Annotated in this window: 16 protein-coding genes; 7 read left to right on the top strand and 9 right to left on the bottom strand. The window is 46.6% G+C overall.

Annotated elements, in window-relative coordinates:
- Nucleotides 1-82 precede the first annotated feature (82 nt).
- From QMA41_RS12250 to QMA41_RS12220, 7 genes are all read left to right on the top strand, one after another.
- A complete protein-coding gene (locus tag QMA41_RS12250) occupies nucleotides 83-967 on the top strand; it encodes a LysR family transcriptional regulator (RefSeq protein WP_038158389.1) in 885 nt (294 codons plus the stop codon).
- 98 nt (nucleotides 968-1,065) lie between these two features.
- Nucleotides 1,066-2,070 carry an N-acetyltransferase DgcN gene (dgcN, locus tag QMA41_RS12245; RefSeq protein ID WP_281629797.1) on the top strand — a complete coding sequence of 335 codons (1,005 nt, stop codon included), beginning with the start codon at nucleotides 1,066-1,068 and terminating at the stop codon, nucleotides 2,068-2,070.
- 8 nt (nucleotides 2,071-2,078) lie between these two features.
- Complete coding sequence (gene dgcA, locus QMA41_RS12240; RefSeq protein WP_281629796.1) at nucleotides 2,079-3,059, top strand: N-acetyl-D-Glu racemase DgcA; 981 nt, start codon at nucleotides 2,079-2,081, stop codon at nucleotides 3,057-3,059.
- Nucleotides 3,060-3,404: 345 nt separating this feature from the next.
- A complete protein-coding gene (locus QMA41_RS12235; RefSeq protein WP_019276654.1) occupies nucleotides 3,405-3,713 on the top strand; it encodes a helix-turn-helix transcriptional regulator in 309 nt (102 codons plus the stop codon).
- 34 nt (nucleotides 3,714-3,747) lie between these two features.
- Nucleotides 3,748-4,476 carry a GGDEF domain-containing protein gene (locus QMA41_RS12230; protein WP_006960499.1) on the top strand — a complete coding sequence of 243 codons (729 nt, stop codon included), beginning with the start codon at nucleotides 3,748-3,750 and terminating at the stop codon, nucleotides 4,474-4,476.
- A 119-nt stretch (nucleotides 4,477-4,595) separates the two neighbouring features.
- The gene (locus tag QMA41_RS12225) at nucleotides 4,596-5,765 is read left to right on the top strand and encodes a substrate-binding protein (RefSeq protein ID WP_021458079.1); all 1,170 of its coding nucleotides are present in this window, start codon (nucleotides 4,596-4,598) and stop codon (nucleotides 5,763-5,765) included.
- Nucleotides 5,758-7,569, top strand: coding sequence for a GGDEF domain-containing protein (locus tag QMA41_RS12220; RefSeq protein ID WP_281629795.1), 1,812 nt, complete (start codon nucleotides 5,758-5,760; stop codon nucleotides 7,567-7,569). Before QMA41_RS12225 ends, QMA41_RS12220 begins: the two co-directional genes overlap by 8 nt.
- Nucleotides 7,570-7,611: 42 nt before the next feature.
- On the opposite strand, the gene QMA41_RS12215 is transcribed toward QMA41_RS12220, so the two are convergent.
- The 9 genes from QMA41_RS12215 to QMA41_RS12175 all read right to left on the bottom strand — a co-directional run bounded on the left by QMA41_RS12215 (nucleotide 7,612) and on the right by QMA41_RS12175 (nucleotide 19,604).
- Entirely contained in the window at nucleotides 7,612-7,803 is a 192-nt protein-coding gene (locus QMA41_RS12215) for a hypothetical protein (RefSeq protein WP_006960494.1), read from the bottom strand.
- Nucleotides 7,804-8,009: 206 nt separating this feature from the next.
- Nucleotides 8,010-9,449 (bottom strand): ATP-binding protein, encoded by a 1,440-nt coding sequence (locus QMA41_RS12210; protein WP_281629794.1) that lies wholly within the window; start codon nucleotides 9,447-9,449, stop codon nucleotides 8,010-8,012.
- Between the two features lies 1 nt (nucleotide 9,450).
- Nucleotides 9,451-10,107, bottom strand: coding sequence for a response regulator transcription factor (locus QMA41_RS12205; protein WP_006960491.1), 657 nt, complete (start codon nucleotides 10,105-10,107; stop codon nucleotides 9,451-9,453).
- Nucleotides 10,108-10,430: 323 nt separating this feature from the next.
- A complete protein-coding gene (locus QMA41_RS12200; RefSeq protein ID WP_281629793.1) occupies nucleotides 10,431-11,192 on the bottom strand; it encodes a 4'-phosphopantetheinyl transferase superfamily protein in 762 nt (253 codons plus the stop codon).
- Between the two features lie 2 nt (nucleotides 11,193-11,194).
- Entirely contained in the window at nucleotides 11,195-12,199 is a 1,005-nt protein-coding gene (locus QMA41_RS12195; RefSeq protein WP_038158403.1) for an HlyD family secretion protein, read from the bottom strand.
- Between the two features lie 34 nt (nucleotides 12,200-12,233).
- Complete coding sequence (locus QMA41_RS12190; RefSeq protein WP_038158405.1) at nucleotides 12,234-13,250, bottom strand: NADP-dependent oxidoreductase; 1,017 nt, start codon at nucleotides 13,248-13,250, stop codon at nucleotides 12,234-12,236.
- A gap of 69 nt (nucleotides 13,251-13,319) precedes the next feature.
- Nucleotides 13,320-13,937 (bottom strand): hypothetical protein, encoded by a 618-nt coding sequence (locus tag QMA41_RS12185; protein ID WP_281629792.1) that lies wholly within the window; start codon nucleotides 13,935-13,937, stop codon nucleotides 13,320-13,322.
- On the bottom strand, nucleotides 13,930-15,522 hold the full coding sequence (locus QMA41_RS12180; RefSeq protein ID WP_281629791.1) for an MDR family MFS transporter: 1,593 nt from the start codon (nucleotides 15,520-15,522) through the stop codon (nucleotides 13,930-13,932). Before QMA41_RS12180 ends, QMA41_RS12185 begins: the two co-directional genes overlap by 8 nt.
- Entirely contained in the window at nucleotides 15,519-19,604 is a 4,086-nt protein-coding gene (locus QMA41_RS12175) for an amino acid adenylation domain-containing protein (RefSeq protein WP_281629790.1), read from the bottom strand. The genes QMA41_RS12180 and QMA41_RS12175 overlap by 4 nt, the downstream gene beginning before the upstream one ends.
- Nucleotides 19,605-19,630: the final 26 nt, after the last annotated feature.

Raw genomic sequence — 19,630 nt, 5'->3', positions numbered from 1 at the left:
CCAGTTAGGTTAATTCTTTTTAACTTCATCCATTTGTTTTAAAGTGGCCGCTATCCGTTCATGTACTTAGGGAAGCAAGGAAGTGAATCTACGCCAGATAGAAGTGTTTTATGCCGTCATGCAGGCAGGCACAGTGTCAGGGGCAGCCAAGCAGCTTCATGTTTCACAGCCCAATATCACCCGAGTACTGGCTCATACTGAGCAGCAATTGGGTTTCACGCTGTTTGATCGAATAAAAGGTCGGCTGGTTCCAACTCAGGAAGCCCAGTCTCTGATTACGGAAGCGGAAAAGATCTACCAACAGCTTGGCCAATTTCGAAGTTTAACCAGCAAACTCAAGCATGGTCAGCATCACCTCCGCATTGGTTCACCGCCAATACTTGCCTCTGGTTTCCTCGCACCGGTCATAGCGCAGGTATGTAATAACACGGACTATACCTTAGAAGTGTGCACTGCAAATCGAGATGAACTGATTGATGGCCTAGTCAAAAACGAGTTAGATCTTGCCGTTTGCTTTGGCGAAGAGAGCGCTTCTTCCATTGTTCAAGACACTTTACTCAATACTGAAATGAAGGTGCTGATCCCCGCAGAGACGACCGCTCAGCACTCGGTCACGCTTCAGGAACTACTAGAGAGTTCGCTGCCATTAGTTGGACTCGACACGCGAGATCCACTTGGGTTTCAGCTGCACCAATCGATTCATACCGTCGCCCCCAACTTTCACCCGAAAGTCAGCGTTAGAAGTTATAATGTTGCCGCGGAAATGGTCGTGCAAGGTGCGGCAAACGCCATTATCGATCCTTGGACCGCCAAGCATTATCAATCGTATCCGCAGATCCAATGTGCTTCATTGATGCCGGCGATACCAGTAAATGTCTCTCTAATTTACTGCCAGCATTACCCGCTTTCTGTTTCAGCCAAGTGGTTCGCTGAACGTCTCCAAGAAGCCGCGCGACAAAGCGTATAGCTTAAGGTTATACCCTAGCAACAAATAGGTATTCGGCATCGAGCAGTGAGTTCAATAGAGTGTATGCATCTGCTTACTCTGTTAATCAAGGATGCTTTATGTCTATTGCTCAACCTTACTTACTCTTTCTTGGCGACGTTACCGACCCGATTTCAGCGAAAACGGCACGAGGTATTGCACTTTGGCGACCTGAACAATGTGTTGGTGAGTTACGCCTAACGAGTGACACTGTCACTCTAGGTTTGCCCAATCTAACGCTAGCAGAAGCAAAAAACGAGGGAGCAAAGACACTCGTCATTGGTACAGCCAATGCTGGTGGCTTCATACCTGAGAGCTGGCAAGAGTGCTTAATTCAAGCGGCGGAGCTAGGCTTTGAAATTGCCTCCGGCATGCATCAACGGCTAAAAGATATCCCTGAACTGGCCGAGCTGGAACAACAAGGCATCACTAAACTGCACGATGTTCGTCATTTTGACCAAAATCTGGAAGTAGGCAATGGTATCCCACGTAAAGGTAAACGTATCTTAACTGTCGGTACGGATTGCTCTGTCGGTAAAATGTTTACAGCATTGGCACTAGAAAAAGCACTGCACAATATTGATGTCTCAGCACAATTTAAAGCCACAGGTCAAACGGGCATCTTAATTGACGGACAAGGCATATCGATTGATGCGGTTGTTGCGGATTTCATTTCAGGCGCTGTAGAGAAAATCAGCCCTGAATTTACCGATCACGAATGGGATATCATCGAAGGCCAAGGCTCACTGTTCAATCCCTCTTTTGCAGGCGTGAGTCTCGGCTTACTACACGGCGCGCAGGCAGATGCTTTGGTGCTATGCCACGAAATTGGCCGCCCTCATATTCGTCATCTACCGCATTGTCAATTACCGACAATTGAAGCAACAATAAGCGCTAACCTCGCAGCTGCACAACTGACGAATCCTAATGCTCAACTGGCAGGTATCAGTCTGAATACCTCTGCTATTAGTGAAGAAGATGCCATGGCGCTTTGTGCCGATTGGCAAGAGCAACATCAGGTTCCGGTCACCGACCCAGTCAGATTCGGCATCGATGCAATTGCAGCACATGTTAAAACTCTGTGAGGCTAAACATGGACATTACAGCATTCAGTGAATCAATTCCTCTAGCTCGTCCTTTTGCCATCTCGCGAGGAGTAAGAACGCATTGTGATGTAGTTCGAGTGGAGATCCACCATCTATCTCATGTTGCGATGGGAGAATGTACACCTTACCCGAGGTATGGCGAAAGCGTTGAATCAGTATTGACGCAAATTCATCAAATTATTCCTACGTTGAAAACGCTTTCCGCTGCTGAAGCAAAAGTCGCGCTGCAGAAAATGCCGGCTGGAGCCGCAAGAAACGCGCTCGACTGTGCATTATGGGATTTGATTGCAAAGACGGACGGATTACACTTTCCATCTCCCTACTTTGATATCCGCTCACAAATCGAGACAGCGATGACGGTCTCGATCGATATACCAGAAAAAATGGCGCAACAAGCCAGTGATTATATCGAGCAGGGCGCCACTCTGCTCAAGGTCAAACTGGACGACAAAGACATTGTACCGCGAGTCACTGCCGTTAGACGTGCAGCGCCAGAATGCAAAATTATCCTTGATGCCAACGAAGCCTGGCAGAATGAAGATCTCGGCGAGCTATTTTCAGCATTAGAAAAGCTTAATATCACTATGATCGAGCAACCCGTTCCCAAAGGTCAAGATGGTTTATTAAAGGAGATCTCACATCCGATTCCTATATGTGCTGATGAGAGTTGCCATGTGCGTAGCGACCTCTCCCGCTTAGAGGGATGTTACGAGATGATCAATATTAAGCTCGATAAATCGGGCGGCCTAACAGAAGCACTGGCGTTGGAACAAGAAGCCAGAGCGAAAGGGTTTTCTATTATGGTGGGCTGTATGCTCGGTACCTCGTTAGCAATGAAGGCTGCTTTACCTATCGCAACCCGAGCAGAGATTGTTGACTTGGACGGGCCAGTGCTACTTGGCACGGATATCCCAGATGGCTTAATTTATCAATCTGGAACTTTAGATTTAAACAATCATCAAAAATAATATATTCCTTCCAATTTTATAACCCCGAATTAAATATGAACTGTTTATTCGGGGGCTTCTGTTTACTTATTGATCAAAATAGTTCCTATTAACTAGATCAAACTAGTAATAAAGTGCTAGAAAAAATAATCACAAATATATCGATAATAGCCCCTCACTTAAATCGCATCGTGAATTAACAAAATATTGTTCTAAAGTTCATAAAACAGCTGTCGATAACAGTGAAAAAGTCATTGCTTATTTAATAGATATACCCAAAAACTTAGAATCTAAAAATTCCTTAGTAATATATCTAATACTATAAGGTTAAAATGACTCTGCTTTGATAGTGGAGGTACTCACTGCATGACCAGCCCATTACCTAGAAGGCTAAGAGACATAAGAAAGAAAAGAGGTATCACTCAGGAAGAGCTGGGGCAAAAACTAGGGATGGAGTCAGGAAGCGCAAGCGCTAGAATTAGTCAGTACGAAACTGGTAAACATGCTCCTGATTACACGACCGTAAAACGCATATCTGCGGCGCTAGAGATAACCGTCGCTTACTTCTACTGTGATGACGATACGTTAGCAAATATCATAATAGAAGCCTCCAGCCACAGTGAAACAACAAAGCTTGATATTCTAAAAATACTTGAAGGAATTCAAAAACAATAAGTTAGCATCTTTGCTGTTTTGGATAGACACGACAATGATTTCTGAACTCGACCTCGCCATACAACTGACAAAAATAATAATTCTTCTCTATATATCCTATCTTTTATTGCGCCATCAGGTGAGCAATAAAATACTGTATGGATGTTTATTAGCAATGATTTCGATGATCATTGAGCTATTCATCAACTATTGTCAGTTGTCATGGCCTGCTATTAGTTCTGATCATAAAGATGAAGTTTTGTTAATTTCGTCGACAACGCTGCTAATTGCTCATATTTTGATGCTATCTGGCGTATCTTCGTTATATTTTAAACTCAAAGAAGAATCAGAAAAAGATCATCTTACCCAACTTAATAATCGAAAATTCATGCGCAAGATCCCAGAAAAGGATTACGACGTCATCTATCTGGATATTGATAACTTTAAATCTATCAACGATACGCTTGGCCATGATTACGGTGATGCTTTACTCGTATTATTTGCTCGATATTTGTCTCATTGCATTCTCAAGAATGAATATTTGGTTCGATATGGTGGAGATGAATTTATTGCTTATGTCCAACCCGGGCGTAGCGGTGACTTCATTGAACGGTTGCTAGGATACGTGGCAAACTCTGAAATTGAGTTTAGCTATGGTATATCGGGTAGTGCTAAAGGCGAGTTATTTTCAGCAATTACCCGTGCCGATAAAAACATGTATCTGATGAAGAGGCGAAGATCAACATCTAGAGGCCGTAAACCCGCCCAGGTTAACGAGACCTGAGCCGACTTTACTATGGCGTGACTTAATCTGCATCACAAGCAAGCCCCCAATGCGCTTTACTAAATGCGCTTTTTAAACTTTTATTAATAGAATGTGAGAATGGATTCTCAAGGTAGCTTATGGTGGCATCGGTTGGACGTATCGTGAAATATGTATTCGCGGCATCAGTTTTGCTGCTCACGACCAGTTGCCTTCCGCAGCAGCCCAATATCAAACTCGGTGTTGTCCTACCTTTGACAGGGACCTTTGCTATATATGGTCAGCAAGCACTGAAAGGCGCCCAGCTTGCCGTCGACCAGATCAATGCAAATGGTGGGGTTCTTGACAGACAACTTGAACTCATTATCCGTGATAACCAGACTGATCCGGCAAAAACCGTAAAATACAGCCGTGAATTAGTACAGCAAAGCCAAGTATTTGCTCTGTTTGGCCCTGTTAGTAGTGCGGCTCGTTATGCCATGGCGGAAGTCGCGGAAACATTTCAAACCCCTTTGTTTTACGGTATCGATTATGAAGGCCAACATTTTAATCGCTACCTGTTTTGCTACAGCGCAATTCCAGAGCATTACATTGAACCTATCGTTCCTTACCTGATCGACAACGTGGGGAAAGATTTTTATATCTTCGGCTATGACTATATCTGGCCACACCGGATGGCTGAAAGTATTGTAAACTCCGTCAATGAACACCAAGGTAGCGTCGTTGATATAGAGTTTACCCCATTTGGTGTAAAAGACTTCACTTCTGTATTCGAGCGCATTAAAACCTCTGGCGCTGAAACACTAATGCTCATTTTACCCGGTGTTGATGGCTTTACTTTTTTATCCCAGTTGAAGTCGTTTAACTTTGGCCGACCTCTTCAAATCGTAGCTTTTGCCGCCGATGAAACCTATTTGTCCAATCTTGGTGATGACGCTTTAGAAGGCGTACTCACTGCTCTTCACTTTTTTAGTCAGAACGATGCACCTGTATTACAGGAATTCGTCAACGATTATAAAAACTATCACGGCTCTGAGTCGGTGGTGACCTATTCGAGTAAGGCTCATTACGATCTGATTTACTTGCTCAAAGCAGCGATAGAAAAAGCAGGTTCGGTTGATAAAGAAGTTGTCATCAACCAACTCCCTGGGCTAACTCTATATGAAAGAGAGTTGGCGATTAAACTCAGAGATGACCATCACTTTGAATTGCCCATGTACTTGGGCCAATTTACCAGAGGTAAGCTAAACGTTATCGAACAGTTAGGGATCATCAAACCAGAGGATCAAAGACCAGTAGGAAATGAATAAGCTTAGCGTAAAGATTTTTATCATACTTCTACCCTTAGCAGTGTCATTGCTGATCTTCAGCTACGCCTATTACAAAGCTCGAGAAAAGCTCACCATCGACCACATTTTCCAGTCTATTCAACTTTCTTCGTCTCTAGGCGCTAATGAAATTAGTCACTATGTAGAAGGGCGATTTACCGAATTTGATCGCCTTAGTAGTGAGATAACAACCTGCAAAAAAGGAGAGAGCTCATTATCTATCTCTTCTGCAGACGCCTTGAGTTTCACCAGTGGTTTCTCCGCGCTCGCGATTTCGGACTTATCCGGACAGGTCACTGCATTTAGTTTGTCTTCGAATAAGAGTAATCGGTACGTACTTCGTAAAAATATTAAGGGCCTTATTCTTCTGCCTGAACACGTTCTTGCCCTACTGCACACTTCATACCAAGAGTGGCAAACCACTTATCCCGAGAACCTACGGTTAGAACAAGAAACCCTCCGTCAGTTACTCGAACTTAACCAGCGTGGCGAGGTGAACTCTCAAGCGAGTAGAGATTTGAGTAACTTACTGGTCAAGATTCGTGAAGGGAGACGACTCCCTCGCCAAGTCATCAGCCTTGCCAACGCAGAAACTATTTCAAAGCTCGGCCTGATATTCGACACCGAAACTTATCTATATTCGCGACCTCTTATTGGATGCGATAAGCAAATCGTCGGCTTCTACACGGCCGTATTAGATCGCACCATTGTTGAAGACCATCTTTACCAGATAAAAAACACCTTGATTCAGAGTAACCTCCAACACGTAGATGTTTTAATGGTACGAAACCAAGGTCTTCGCTCACTGTCTGCCGCTAATCATTTATCGCTGCATGAACTCTCAAGAGCAGGCCTTAATAAGACCAATAAGCCACAGATGAGAGACGATCTAAACGGGATGCTGATCAATCAACCTATAGAGTTGAATATTCAAAATCATCTTATCTCTGTGGACAACACCCACCCATCCATTCCCGATAATCAAAAAGGCATAAACTTGGTGGTGTATGTATCAATGGAGGAACTCAAGTCGAGCAACTTACTACTAATGCGCGAGGTGTTCCTCTATCTATGTATTGCTCTGTTCTTATTTGCATCTTTGACTCTTTATCTTTCCCACTACATCGCCTCACCGATCGTCGATCTGCGTCGACGAATCTCAGTGCTCTCAAAAACAGGCCGAGCTAAAACTGACTTCTCTGTCAGAGATGATGAAATAGGCCAGCTCTTTAGTGCCTTTTCTGACATGGCTTACAGTATCAAGACTAAAGAATCTCAACTGGTCAAGCTGGTGCGCGAAGACCCATTAACAGGCATTCTCAACCGTCGAGCATTAGTTAATCATGCCGAGGACATTCGACGACTCAACGCCAGTTCATGCATATGTATGATGGACCTAGATCACTTCAAACAGATTAACGATAACTACGGCCATGCGATTGGTGACTCGGTGCTGAAAACCTTTTGTACTCTTGTTACGAGTGAGATTCGTGATACCGATATCTTTGGTCGACTGGGTGGCGAAGAGTTTGCGTTAATCTTGCCGGAAACTCAGCTGGAAGATGCCGCTAGTTTAGCGGAGAGAATTCGTAGCCGAGTAGAACTTCAACTGGTCGCCAGTTTGAGATCGGTCGTCTGCTCCAAAGTAACTGTCAGCATCGGTGTGGTGGAATGGTTGGATGATGACTTTGCCAAAGCACTATCTAGTGCAGATAAACACCTGTATCTGGCGAAAGAAAGTGGGCGTAATCAGATTAAAGTACAGGAATCAAAAAGCCCGCGATAGTGCGGGCTGATGTTGAATAACTTTTTCTACTGACTCAAATCTTCATTCGAGCGACATTCCTACCTGACCAATTCGAGTTTTGAACTCTTCAATACTGTCAGCCTGATAGGTGGGTGAGCCGTTAAAATATCTTGGTTTTTCAGGCAGCATGGCATTTTTCAACGCGTTTTCCTGATCAATGTCATCGTGGTAGACAGTAACGCGATGTGGAATGTCCTGTTTAAATGTCGCCATTTTCTCTTCTCCTCTTCATCTTACGTATACACGACTCTAAGCGTAGAAAAGGATCTCAGACTGTCAAAGCGCCCCATTAAGCATGGGTTGCAGATTAGCAGAGCGTTAAGCTAGACACTTCCTTGTTTGCGCCTCTTTTTGCCTAAAACAAATCATTTAACAGGAATTCTGTTTTTGTGAGCTTACATCCACATCCTAATTTGAAGCTAAATTAAACGGAACTTTGGCAAGGTGATGGTGAACGCCAAACCCGGCTCTTGAGATCTCACATCAATTTTTCCCTGATGAAGAGCAATAACACGCTCAACTATCGCCATCCCTAAACCTGCTCCTTGAGCTTTGTTTTGAGTTTCTTTACCACGGAAAAAGCGCTCAAAGATCCGGTCAATATCAATTTGACTCATTCCTCGACCGCTATCGGCAATCACGATCTGTACATGTTCTTCATGCTCAGTCACTTCAGCCCAAATTCGAGTTCCCTCTCCAGAGTAGCGAATAGCATTATCCATCAGATTTCGAAACAGACAGTTAAGGAAAATCTCATTGCCTTGAATCGCATAGGTTTCCTCATCGGCTTCTAATGTGATTTTTTGCTGTTGCTTCAATGCAAGAGGCACCAGCTCGGCAATCACATTGCGTAGTATCTGAGCGACATCGACGGTTTGGCTTAAATCCACAACCAGTCCACTCTCGACTTTTGCCAATGTCAGCAGCTGCTCAATAGTCCGCTCTGAGCGCGTGATGCTCTTTTCAATCTGTTTGAGGTCATGGTCTTTTTCCTCAGCATTCTGCGTTTCAAGAGCATTCTGCGCATTAAGCTTGATGACGGCCAGAGGTGTGCGCAGTTCATGGGCAGCATCTTGGTTAAATCGTTTTTCTCTTTGCCAAGCGGCATCGACTTGATCAAACAGGTAGTTTAAACGTTTTACTAAGCTATCCAGCTCCGTTGGGACATCAGTAATATTAAGTGGTGAGAGGTTATCAATCGACTTCTCCGACACTTCCTTTTCCAGACGGCTTATTGGTGCAAACAAATGATAGGTAAACAGCACCAATAGCAGGCATAGGAATGGTGTTGCCACCAGCATGGGGACAATAGCTGGGATCGCAATTTTGTTTTCGACTTCGCTGCGCAGGTGCTTGTCTTCACCCAGCCAGAGCCACATTGGCTCACCCGTTTTCGGTTGCGTTAATAGCATGGTTACGCCACGCCACATGTTGGATTGCTGCTGATCATGAATGTCGTTCAGGCCAGGATGACGCATCATCTTTAAGTCAACAGGTGGCGCATTCGGAGAGCTTGCCAATACAGCGCCCTTTGAATCGAGCAATAAGTAGGCAAAATTATCTTCAAGCAGCTTGGCTCGTGACCATTTTTCTAGGTTGTCTTTGGGAGACGTTTTACTGGTGATGTTAGCGAAAACGGTTTCTGGGTCTGAGTTTCGGTCTTCGCCAATCACAGAGGGGTCGGTCAATAACAACACCTTCAAGAAACTCTCACTGAGATCCTGAAGCCGTGCATCATCAACGTCCGTAATAGCTTGACGAGTATCAAGATAGACCCAGATGGTAGACGCAGTAATAACCGCGAGACAAAGTAGCACGCTCGCCAATGCGACACGACGTTTAACAGAATTCAGTCTCATACTAGTGTTGGATGATGTATCCGACTCCTCGAATGTTTTCTATGGTACCTTTCGGCATCTTTTTGCGCAGATTATGGATGTGTACTTCAATCGAATTAAGTCCGGCACTTTCATCCCAACCGTGCATGTTTTGCAATATCTGAGTTTTGCTTAGCACCCTACCAGCATTCGTCACCAGATAGAGGAGAATTTTAAATTCATTCGGAGTCAGATTAATGCACTCACCGGCAACCGCGACTTTATGTGAGTTGACCGACACAGAGACATCTCCCACCACGATGGTGTCATCTGCCATACCCGCCGATCGGCGAATCAACGCACCCATACGCGCCAGCAGCTCTTCCAGTTGGAACGGCTTAACCAGATAATCATCTGCGCCATGATTGAGCCCATAAACACGGTCATTGAGTTCATCTCGAGCGCTGAGAATCAAAACGGGCGTCTTGTCTCCTTTGCTCCTGAGCTCTTTGAGTACTTTCAAACCACTAATACCTGGTAATGAAATATCAAGAATGACCAGCAGGAAACTGTCAGTTTGCAGTGCATGAAGGGCACTTTCACCCGATGTTACCCAGTCTGCGGTATAGTGATGTCTGGCAAGGGAAGCGGTAATCGCATTGCCAAGCATAGGGTCATCTTCAACTAATAATACGCGCATGTTATCTATCTCTGTTCTGTATCGTGACCCATTCAGCAGTGATAAAAGGAAGGTCACAAGCGATGGTTTTATTTACTGAGTCTCACTGCTTTCAATCCATCTGTGTCGGCCTTTTGAGCTTTGGAGAGCGCAGAAGCCAAACATAGAATTCGTTCAAATTAGCAAGCCAGACTTAAAAAACATTTAATAAACTGCAAAACATTTCAATTTTTGGCCTTACCAGTGCTAGCTTGGCATTCGAAAGGCTCCGATTATATTAATCTTGTTGAACATGCTAAGTACATCAGTTTATGCATATAGTTCCATTTCACCGCAGAGACCGACTATTGAGAGAGAAAAGTAATGACGTAGTTTGACTGCAAGGAGTAATGACACTCCACCTCTCGAAAACCCGTCTTAGCCACCAGCGAAGGCGATAAGTCCAGCCATATGCGCTGTTTGTATGGGTCAACGCATTTAACCTGAGCACATTCAAAGCCGAAATACTCACCAATGTAGGGATAAAGCGCTTTAAACAGACTCTCTTTGGCGGAGAAGATGATTGTGGTGATGATATCGTTACTAAATGGCAGTGACGCCAGACGCTGCCACTCCCATACAGAACAAACGGAGCTGGATATCTCACGCACCACTTTGGTCGCTAGCACTTTCTCAATATCCATTCCAATGTAGCGCCTGATGTTCTGAATAGCAGGAAGCACTGCACATGCAGCGATATCATCGCAATGGGTAATGGTACCTAAAATTCCGTCTGGCCATGTTGGACAGCGATTTGCCCCGACCCCGATCTGGACTCCGCTGGCAACCAATCCACCGCAAGCAGATATCGCCTGTCTGGCCGCATAACGACCCGCCAGAAACTCAGCTCGTCTTGAGCTTACCGCGCGGCCAAGTCCATCAGGACATCGAATCCTGAACTGCTTGAATAAGGCATCGTGATAAAGGCTTTGGTTAAACTGGCACACAAAGACACTCGCGCCACTGATGAGAAACCTTTGCTCCTTGTTGATAAACCGACCGCTTGTTTGTTCAGATAAATCACGCGCTCCCATTATGACGTCAATGTCAGGAAATAATGTCGCCATAATTACTGCCTCGTATCCACAGTAACAACCGCAGATAACCCATTGTCGACCTGAACCGAATCATTGAACACAATCTTAACCGGTACACGTTGCACCACTTTAGTAAAGTTGCCCGTCGCGTTATCTGGTGGTAGCAAAGCAAAGGTGGCGCCTGTAGCTGGCGATACGCTGTCGATTCGTGCCGAGAAGGTTTTCCCTGGATAGGCATCAATGGTGACATCAACAGACTGCCCTTTGTGCATGCGAGACTTTTGCGTTTCTTTAAAGTTCGCCAGAATCCACGGTGTACGATCAGACACTATGCTCACCACAGATTGCCCCGGTTGCACCATCATACCGACTTGCAGGTTACGATTGCTGATCACGCCATCTATTGGCGCCACAATTCGGGTGTATCCCAATTCAAGCTTCGCCTGTGACAAACTGGCTGTGGCTTGCTTGACCATAGCGTCAGCCTGCTCTATTTCACTTTCCAGTACCGATAGCTTGTCTTGCTGGGTTTTCAGGCTGGCCTTAGCCTCAAGATACGCCGCTTCATCAACTTTATAGGCAGAGGCGCCATTGTCACGTTCACCTTTGGACACATAGTTTTGTTTCTCTAAAGCCTGCAAGCGCTTGTATTGCTGAAGTGAGTATTGATATTTGGCCTTCGCCGACGTCACTTTGCTCTGGTACTCTTCGATAGCACTTTTCTGCATCTTGTACGCCGCGTCCGCGTTCGACTGTTCCGCCTGACTTTGCGCCAAGGTCGCTTCAGCGAGCTGCTCTTTAATCACGAATTCGCGGTCATCCAACTGCGCCAGTAAATCGCCTTTTTTGACCTTCTGATTGTCCTTAATATTAATTTTTACCACTTCCGCATTGATGCGCGAACTGACGTTAGTAATGTCCGTTTGAACGTAAGCATTGTCGGTGGTCTGGAAAAAGCGCCCGTAGTAATACCAATAGGCACCGCCAGCCAGGACTAACAACATCAGTGGAATCAAAATCTTTATTATTTTTTTCATAGCACGACCAACCAATCAAAAAAGGCGAACAGTATTAAACTCGAACCAGTTGTTTACCGAAGTGCTTCCCTTCCAATAGATCGACAAAGGCCTGCGGTGCGTTTTCCAATCCTTCGGTCACCGTTTCACGAAATTTGAGCTGACCACTTTCCGCTGCGGCGGTCAGCCAACTGATAGAGCTGGCATAATCATTGACCCACTCGGTCACCAGAAAGAATCGATTTTCCGGTGCACTAGGCAATGAGGAGTAGAAACGGGATAACGTCGAGGCATCCACATCTTTACCCTTGTTGTATAATGCTGCGCTACCACAGATTGGCACTCTGGCGCCTTCGTTTAAATGACGTGCAACCAAGGAAGAAATACGTCCTCCGACATTTTCAAAATAGATGTCCACGCCGTTCGGACAGGCGGCTTCAATCTCCTCACCCAAATTGTCAGACTTGTAATTGACGCAGGTATCGAAACCCAGTTCATCGACCACATAACGACATTTTTCCTCACTGCCCGCGATACCGACCACTCGGCACCCCGCCATTTTGCCAAGTTGACCGGCAACCGACCCCACAGCACCTGAAGCGGCTGACACCACCATGGTTTCACCCGCTTTAGGTTTGGCAATTTTGTTCAATCCAAAGTACGCCGCTCGACCCGGAGTTCCCGCCACACTGAGAAAGATCGTTGGCGATAGTTCCGTATCTGGCAATCGATAAGTCATGAAATCCGCATCGTTACCGACACAATATTTTTGCCAACCTGAAAAAGTGAACACCCTATCGCCGACCTGATATTTAGGGCTGTTACTTTCGACAACCTTGCCAATGGTTTCTCCCTGAATCACCTCACCCAGTTTGATCGGCTCGACATACGCAGTGTTTTCATTGAGGCGCGGTCGCGTATATGGGTCCATCGAAAGCCAAGTGTTTTCAATTAAAAACTCACCCGGCTTTAACTCGCCAATTGGCTGGTTGGCGATACGAAAATTGCCCGTTGTCGCGGCACCTTGGGGGTGGTTATCAAGCACAATTGATGGGTTAACTAGTTGATTCATAAAGCACCTCATTGAGTTTATAGTGTTGTAATTCGATACCAAGTCACTTGACGCCAAGTAGCTGGGGATTTATGCGCTTGCCTCCGAGGACCAACGAAAGCCGGGCCAGTAAAAACTGAAAGCAATCATCGCCAGCGTCAGTGGCCAGGCGCCAAAGAAAACGAAGTAGTCAGCGTAATCCGGCATATCACGGGAGAACTTAATCACGAGTAGCGCTTTCACTGCGTAAGCGAGAATCCAAACCAGAGAAATCTCCTGCCATACTTGGGCGTATTTTGGCGAGCCATAGACAGGCAACTGCATCAAACGAGGGAGCGCATTTTCCGCCTGAGTACGAACCACTGGGCGGCCAATCATGGAGTAGAAGCCGAACACGACGATGACAGACAGTGATCCGCCTACCGAAAGAAAGACACTTTCTTGGTCAATTCCAAACAGGGTGTAACCATGCAGGTAAAGGTAATGAATGGTGCCCGAAACCAAAATCAAAGCGATAATGGACAGAGAACCACTTCGTTTGCTGAACAACTCCAGCAATGCGGAGTAACACGCGGTGACAATCAACGCCGCTCCTGCTCCTACTCCCCAGAATGTCAGGTTGTAAATCAGAATGGGCACTATGATGGTCATTCTTGCTTCTGAAGACAGCAGATAGCTCCAGACACTCATTGATGTTTTATCACTCATGCTGTTTCCTCTTTTTCAGTTGAAGCTGGAAATCACGGTTTGAACACAACACCATGATGGCGGTGGCGAGCATCATGATCCCCATGATCATAAACAGGTCGTTAAAGGCCATGATTTGTGATTGAATTGCCATCCTTTCGCCAAGAATGCTCACCGCAGTTTGTTGAACATTGGTGCTATCAGACGGCAATCCCTGATTGACCAGCAGATTCTTTACCTCACCCAGATAGTGATAAAATTGCTGGCTACCTGTCAGTAAGGTGGATTTGATGGAGTCGAGATGGAAATCGATCCGAGTAGTGAAATAGGTCGACAGTACCGCGGTACCCATTGAGCCACCCAGACTGCGAAATACGTTGATTAGCACTGCCGATGAGGCGGCATCCTCCGCTTTAATGTTCTGGGTCGCCAGCATGGAGAGTGGCACCATGATAAACGGCTGTCCTAACGCACGAACCAACATCGAGGCGATCATCTGCGGTCCGGCAAAGTCAGCATTCATGTGGCAATCCATAAAGGCACTGATGGCCAAACCAACGAAACCGATGAAAATAAGATACTTGGGGTTATAGCGACGAATGAGAAATGGGATCATCGGCAAAATCACCAACTGCGGCAGCCCCATCCAGATAACAACATGACCAATTTCTGTCGCGTTGTAATCATGAATCATCGTCAGATAATACGGCACTAGAAACAGCGTGCCGTAGATAGCTGAGCCCAACATGGCAAAGATGAGCAAAGCATAGGAGTACTGATATTCCTTAAACAGGCGAATGTTAATCAGCGGGTTGCGATGTACGATCTGGTCATAAACAAAAATCACAAAGCTGATGGCAGAGAGCACCGCCAGTACGCAAATCATGCGCGAGTCGAACCAATTTTCATCGCCGCCTTTTTCCAGAATGACTTCCAGCGTACCGAGAAACATCATCACCGACACAACGCCAACAAAGTCGCCCTGACGAATGATTTGCCAGTTAATAATGGGATGCTTCATTGAACGTTGAATCAGTGCCCATGCCACGACTGACGGCAAAACATTGACGTAAAAGATCGCTTGCCATGAAAAGTGTTCAGTGAGCCAACCGCCGATCGCCGGACCTATCGCTGGAGCGAAAGTGGCAATAATACTGAATAACGACATCCCCATTGGGCGCTTTTCTAGCGGCAGGATTTCAATGATCAAACGGAAAGACAGCGGGATCAATGCGCCACCACAAAAGCCCTGCAAAGCGCGGAAGACAATCATCGAATCCAGATTCCACGCCATCGAACAAAGCAAGGACGAGCCGAGAAAACCGCCGATACACCATAAAGCGTAACGGCCCGTTCCCAGCGCTTTTGATAGCCAGCCACAAAGTGGGATCGCAACAATCTCAGCCGTAAAGTACGACGTCATCAGCCAAGAGGCGTCATCCAGGGACGCAGACAGCGCCCCCTGAATGACTTTCATCGAGGAGTTAGTGATCTGGATGTCCAGAATTGCCATAAAGCCACCGATGAGGCCACCAATGATGGCCCACCACTCCTTCCTTGAAACGACGACTTCGCTTTCCGGTTTTGAAAGTGCGATCGTACTCAAAGCAGCCCCTCCTGTAGACGACTCGCCAAGTCACCAATGTGAGGCGCGTTCATCATGGAGATGTGATCTCCCTTGGCAGGCAATACGGTCAGCGGCTGCTCGCTGTATGCCTGCCAACCCAACCCAGATTCTTTCAATCGCGTACGGCCAGCTAAGATCTCTTCTGCTTCCGCCACGACAACAGGACCAGAATATCGCTGTCCCTGATATTCATCTGTCGCATTCATGTGAGCCTGAAGAATGGCGAGAAAATGCTGGAAGTCCTCAGCGCTGATATTATCCGGCACCAAATTCGCTTTACGAAAACCGGTCAGGAATACCTGTGTTCTTTCCGCTTGTGGCATCTTCGCCAGTTGTGGGCCCGAGGTATCAAAAGACGTTCCGGTAAACAGCTCTACCTTGTGAGCAAAGTAAGCAAGACGCTCATGCTCAGCCATAGTGGCACTGTTATCGACATTCACTTGAGGAGCTGGTTGGTCAAAAACCAAAACCTTCGGCTGATTTCCAGTCAAGGCCTGAACCTGACACGCCATCTCAAAAGCGATGGTTCCTCCCAGTGACCAACCACCGATGATCAAATCAGAACGTTCTGTCAGTTCGCCGAGCTGCTTCACGTAGTGCTCAGCTAACGTCGACACTTGGCGGTTGTACTCAGCTAACCCCTGAAAATCAGCCACCTGAACACCGTAGACCGGATACTCTTTGCTCAGCCCCTTCACTAACTCGTCGTAACAAAGCACATTGCCACCGGCAGGGTGAATCAGAAGTACGGTCGGCTTCTGCTGTGGGTTACCTTGATTGAGCATCACAATCGAAGAACCGTATTCAGCGTTATCGGATACCTGTTCAATCAGTTTGCCAAGTCGAGCAACACTGCTGTTCTCCAGTATCTGGCCGAGGGTCAATGTAGTAGAGAACGCTTTATTCACTTCAATCAACAGCTTCAATGCACTGATGGAATTTCCCCCAAGATTGAAAAACTCGTCATCAATACCGACCTGTTGAGTGTTCAAGGCTTGCTGAAACAGCGTCAGCAAACGAGCTTGCGTTTGATTGTTCGGAAGGGCAGAAGCCGATGTCTGTGCATTCCGTTTAGCCGCAGGTAACGCCTGATAATTGATTTTTCCGCTTGCGGTGATTGGCATAACGTCGAGCCACATCCACACTTCTGGCTGCATGTAAGCGGGTAATAGCTGTCTCAGTTCCGCCTTAATCCCTTCCTGATCGCCAGTTTCACCAGCAACGACATAAGCGACCAAACGGCTAGAGTCCGCGGTTTGCTGCTGAACAACCGCCGCACGTTCAACATTAGCAATCTGGCCTAAAGCCTGCTCAATCTCGGCCAACTCAACTCGATAGCCACGTACTTTGACCTGACGATCCAAGCGACCAAGATATTCAAGGTTGCCATCGGCTAACAGGCGGCCTTTGTCACCAGTACGGTACAAACGCTCACCCGGTAAATACGGGTGGGGAACAAAGTGACGCTGCGTTTGCTCATCGAGGCCAAGGTATCCAGAGGCGAGCTGTGCTCCTCCAATACAAATTTCACCAGGTACGCCCGCAGGAAGCAGTTGTTGATGAGCATCGAGAACCAATACATGACTCCCATCGAGGGCCTGACCAATAGGCGCAACCTGATAACCCAAATCCGCGATGTTGTCGGGAATCGTCAATGTCGTCACGCCCACCGTGCACTCGGTTGGCCCATAGTGATTGACTATCTGGCTGCTTGGTTTGAGCGCTTTGACTTTCTCAATCAGAGAAACGGGTAAACGCTCACCACCAAGCACCAATGTGCGCTCCGGAAGCAGATACTGCGCGTTCGGGGTATTCAACAACGCAGACAAATGTGTCGGCGTGATTTTCATGCAATCAAGAGGCTTATCTTTAAGATAATTGGCAAGTTGTTCAGGGCTTTCCAGCAGGCCATTGGTCACTATCTCCAGTTCGCCTTGCCCGACCAACGCAGGGAATAACATGGTATGAGCCAGATCCGTGGAGAAAGACGACATTAAGCCATAGCGCGCTCTGTGAGTTTGTTTAAGTACCGGAGCAATCGCTCGGCAATAATGGCTAAGTTGGGAATGGTGAACACACACTCCTTTTGGTGCCCCTGTACTGCCAGAGGTATAAATGATGTACGCTGGTCCATCGCCAAAATCATCTGGCGGATTAGTGCGTGTTGGTGAAGTGTTACTCGTATCTGTGTTCAGAATGTCGACCCAATTTAGTGAAGATTGTGTAGCCAGTGCTTTTAAAGCAATGGGTACTTCACCTACGAGTAAAACACGCTTAACTTTAGCATCGTTTAAGATGAAGCCGATTTTAGATTCCGGCAGATTGATGTCGATAGGAAGGTAGCAACCACCCGCTTTCAGAATAGCTAATATCGCCACCACACTATGCTCACTTTTTTCCATCAGTATTGCGACAGGCTCACCGTGACTCATACCTTGCGAGGCCAGTTGTGCTGCCAGCTGATTGGCGCGCTCATTAAGAGCGGCGTAGCTCAGTGTACGGCCTTCACAGCGCACTGCCACGTCTTCAGGGCAAGCTAGCGCCTGTTGCTCAAATTGCTGATGAACCGGCAACGCTTGACTTGCTTCTGTCGGTAAACACGTCTTCAGCAGAGACTGACGTTCATCTTCTGTCACCAATGACAAGGCTTGAATCGACTGCTGTGGGTGCTCAACCAATGCGGTCAATATGGTATGTAAATCGCGCAGCATTCGCTGCACGGTGGCGCGTTCAAACAATGCTGTACTGTAGTTGAATGTGCACAACAAACCGTCGCCGTCTTCCTCAATCCATAAGTTAAGATCCAACTTAGACACACCGTAATCGACTTTGAGTGGCGAATAGCTAAACAAGGTATTGGTTCGCGAATGCGGATAAACCTGATAAGTCAGCACCGCCTGATAAAGCGGGTTAACACGTGCATCTCGCGAATAGTCGACAACATCCAGAATCCGATTAAACGGCACGTTCTGATAGGCAATTGTCTCTTCGCTCTCAGTTTTCGCTGCTTCTATCACAGCCGAAAGAGTCAAGTCATCATTGAGATTAAAGCGCAGTGGTAGCGTGTTCATGAACAGCCCCATCATTTCCTGCGTCTGGGCGTCACTGCGATTGGCAAAAGGCACACCAATCACAATGTCGTTCTGATTACTGTACTTATGCAAAAGTAACTGGTAGGCCGCCAGCATCAGGTGAAAGGTAGTTGCCCCCTGTTTTGCTGCGCAAGACTGAAGCCGATGACAAAAGTCCGCATCAAGTGGATGGCTGACATAACTTCCCTCAAAATTGAGCGTATCCGGACGAGGGTGGTCGGTTGCCAGTTCCAGCACACCTTGAACGCCACTGAGCTTATCTCGCCAGTAGTTGAGACCCTGTTCGTACTCGCCTTCTTCAAGCCAGCGGCTTTCCTTTAAGGCGTAATCGGTAAATTGCGCTGCATGATCTACCGCCTGGCCAAAATAGGTGCTCATGAATTCTTTGAAGCACAAGCTGACAGTCCAACCATCTGAAACAATATGATGGAAGGTCAGCATGATGATGTATTCACCCTGCTGAGTTTTTGCCATTCGCCAGCGAAACAGTGGTCCGTTCGTCAGGTCAAAATTCTTTCTGCCTTCTTCACGAGCGACTCGCATGACCCACTGATTTTTGTCCGCTTCTGGCATGGCGGTAATGTCATCAAAACCAAAATCAAAACTGGGCTGGTTGTCGATGCACTGGCAAGGCTCGCCATCAACCACTCGGATCGTGGTGCGGAATATGTCGTGATTATTGACCATTTTCGTCAGAGCGCGTTCGACTCTGTCTGGCTCAAACTCGTGATCAATATGACAGGTGATCGCCAATGGGTTGTTATAGGCTTTATTGTCTTCGAGGAACTGATCCAGTGTCCAAATGCTCTTTTGCGCATTGGTGAGAGGGAATATTTTGCGTTTTGGTTCCGTTGTTGACGTACGGCTCTCTTCCATGAGCTGCGCTTTTTTCTGTTTTTTCTCTCTGGCGAGCCTTTTCAGCTCTTCGAGTCCCTTAGAGTTCAAAATCTGATTCGTTTTCGTTGTCATAGCCGTGCCCTTTTACCATTTGGAAG

This window comes from Vibrio sp. St2 (assembly GCF_947311885.1).
Lineage (GTDB): Bacteria > Pseudomonadota > Gammaproteobacteria > Enterobacterales > Vibrionaceae > Vibrio > Vibrio coralliilyticus.
Note: the sequence above shows the minus strand (reverse complement) of the source record. Positions and strands in the feature narration are given on the sequence as shown.

What these genes read in the sequence shown, in the direction of transcription:
- dgcN (WP_281629797.1), top strand. Translation starts at nt 1,066, where the DNA reads ATGTCTATTGCTCAACCTTACTTACTCTTTCTTGGCGACGTTACCGAC.
- dgcA (WP_281629796.1), top strand. Translation starts at nt 2,079, where the DNA reads ATGGACATTACAGCATTCAGTGAATCAATTCCTCTAGCTCGTCCTTTT.
- QMA41_RS12235 (WP_019276654.1), top strand. Translation starts at nt 3,405, where the DNA reads ATGACCAGCCCATTACCTAGAAGGCTAAGAGACATAAGAAAGAAAAGA.
- QMA41_RS12230 (WP_006960499.1), top strand. Translation starts at nt 3,748, where the DNA reads ATGATTTCTGAACTCGACCTCGCCATACAACTGACAAAAATAATAATT.
- QMA41_RS12225 (WP_021458079.1), top strand. Translation starts at nt 4,596, where the DNA reads ATGGTGGCATCGGTTGGACGTATCGTGAAATATGTATTCGCGGCATCA.
- QMA41_RS12220 (WP_281629795.1), top strand. Translation starts at nt 5,758, where the DNA reads ATGAATAAGCTTAGCGTAAAGATTTTTATCATACTTCTACCCTTAGCA.
- QMA41_RS12215 (WP_006960494.1), bottom strand. Translation starts at nt 7,803, where the DNA reads ATGGCGACATTTAAACAGGACATTCCACATCGCGTTACTGTCTACCAC.
- QMA41_RS12210 (WP_281629794.1), bottom strand. Translation starts at nt 9,449, where the DNA reads ATGAGACTGAATTCTGTTAAACGTCGTGTCGCATTGGCGAGCGTGCTA.
- QMA41_RS12205 (WP_006960491.1), bottom strand. Translation starts at nt 10,107, where the DNA reads ATGCGCGTATTATTAGTTGAAGATGACCCTATGCTTGGCAATGCGATT.
- QMA41_RS12200 (WP_281629793.1), bottom strand. Translation starts at nt 11,192, where the DNA reads ATGGCGACATTATTTCCTGACATTGACGTCATAATGGGAGCGCGTGAT.
- QMA41_RS12195 (WP_038158403.1), bottom strand. Translation starts at nt 12,199, where the DNA reads ATGAAAAAAATAATAAAGATTTTGATTCCACTGATGTTGTTAGTCCTG.
- QMA41_RS12190 (WP_038158405.1), bottom strand. Translation starts at nt 13,250, where the DNA reads ATGAATCAACTAGTTAACCCATCAATTGTGCTTGATAACCACCCCCAA.
- QMA41_RS12185 (WP_281629792.1), bottom strand. Translation starts at nt 13,937, where the DNA reads ATGAGTGATAAAACATCAATGAGTGTCTGGAGCTATCTGCTGTCTTCA.
- QMA41_RS12175 (WP_281629790.1), bottom strand. Translation starts at nt 19,604, where the DNA reads ATGACAACGAAAACGAATCAGATTTTGAACTCTAAGGGACTCGAAGAG.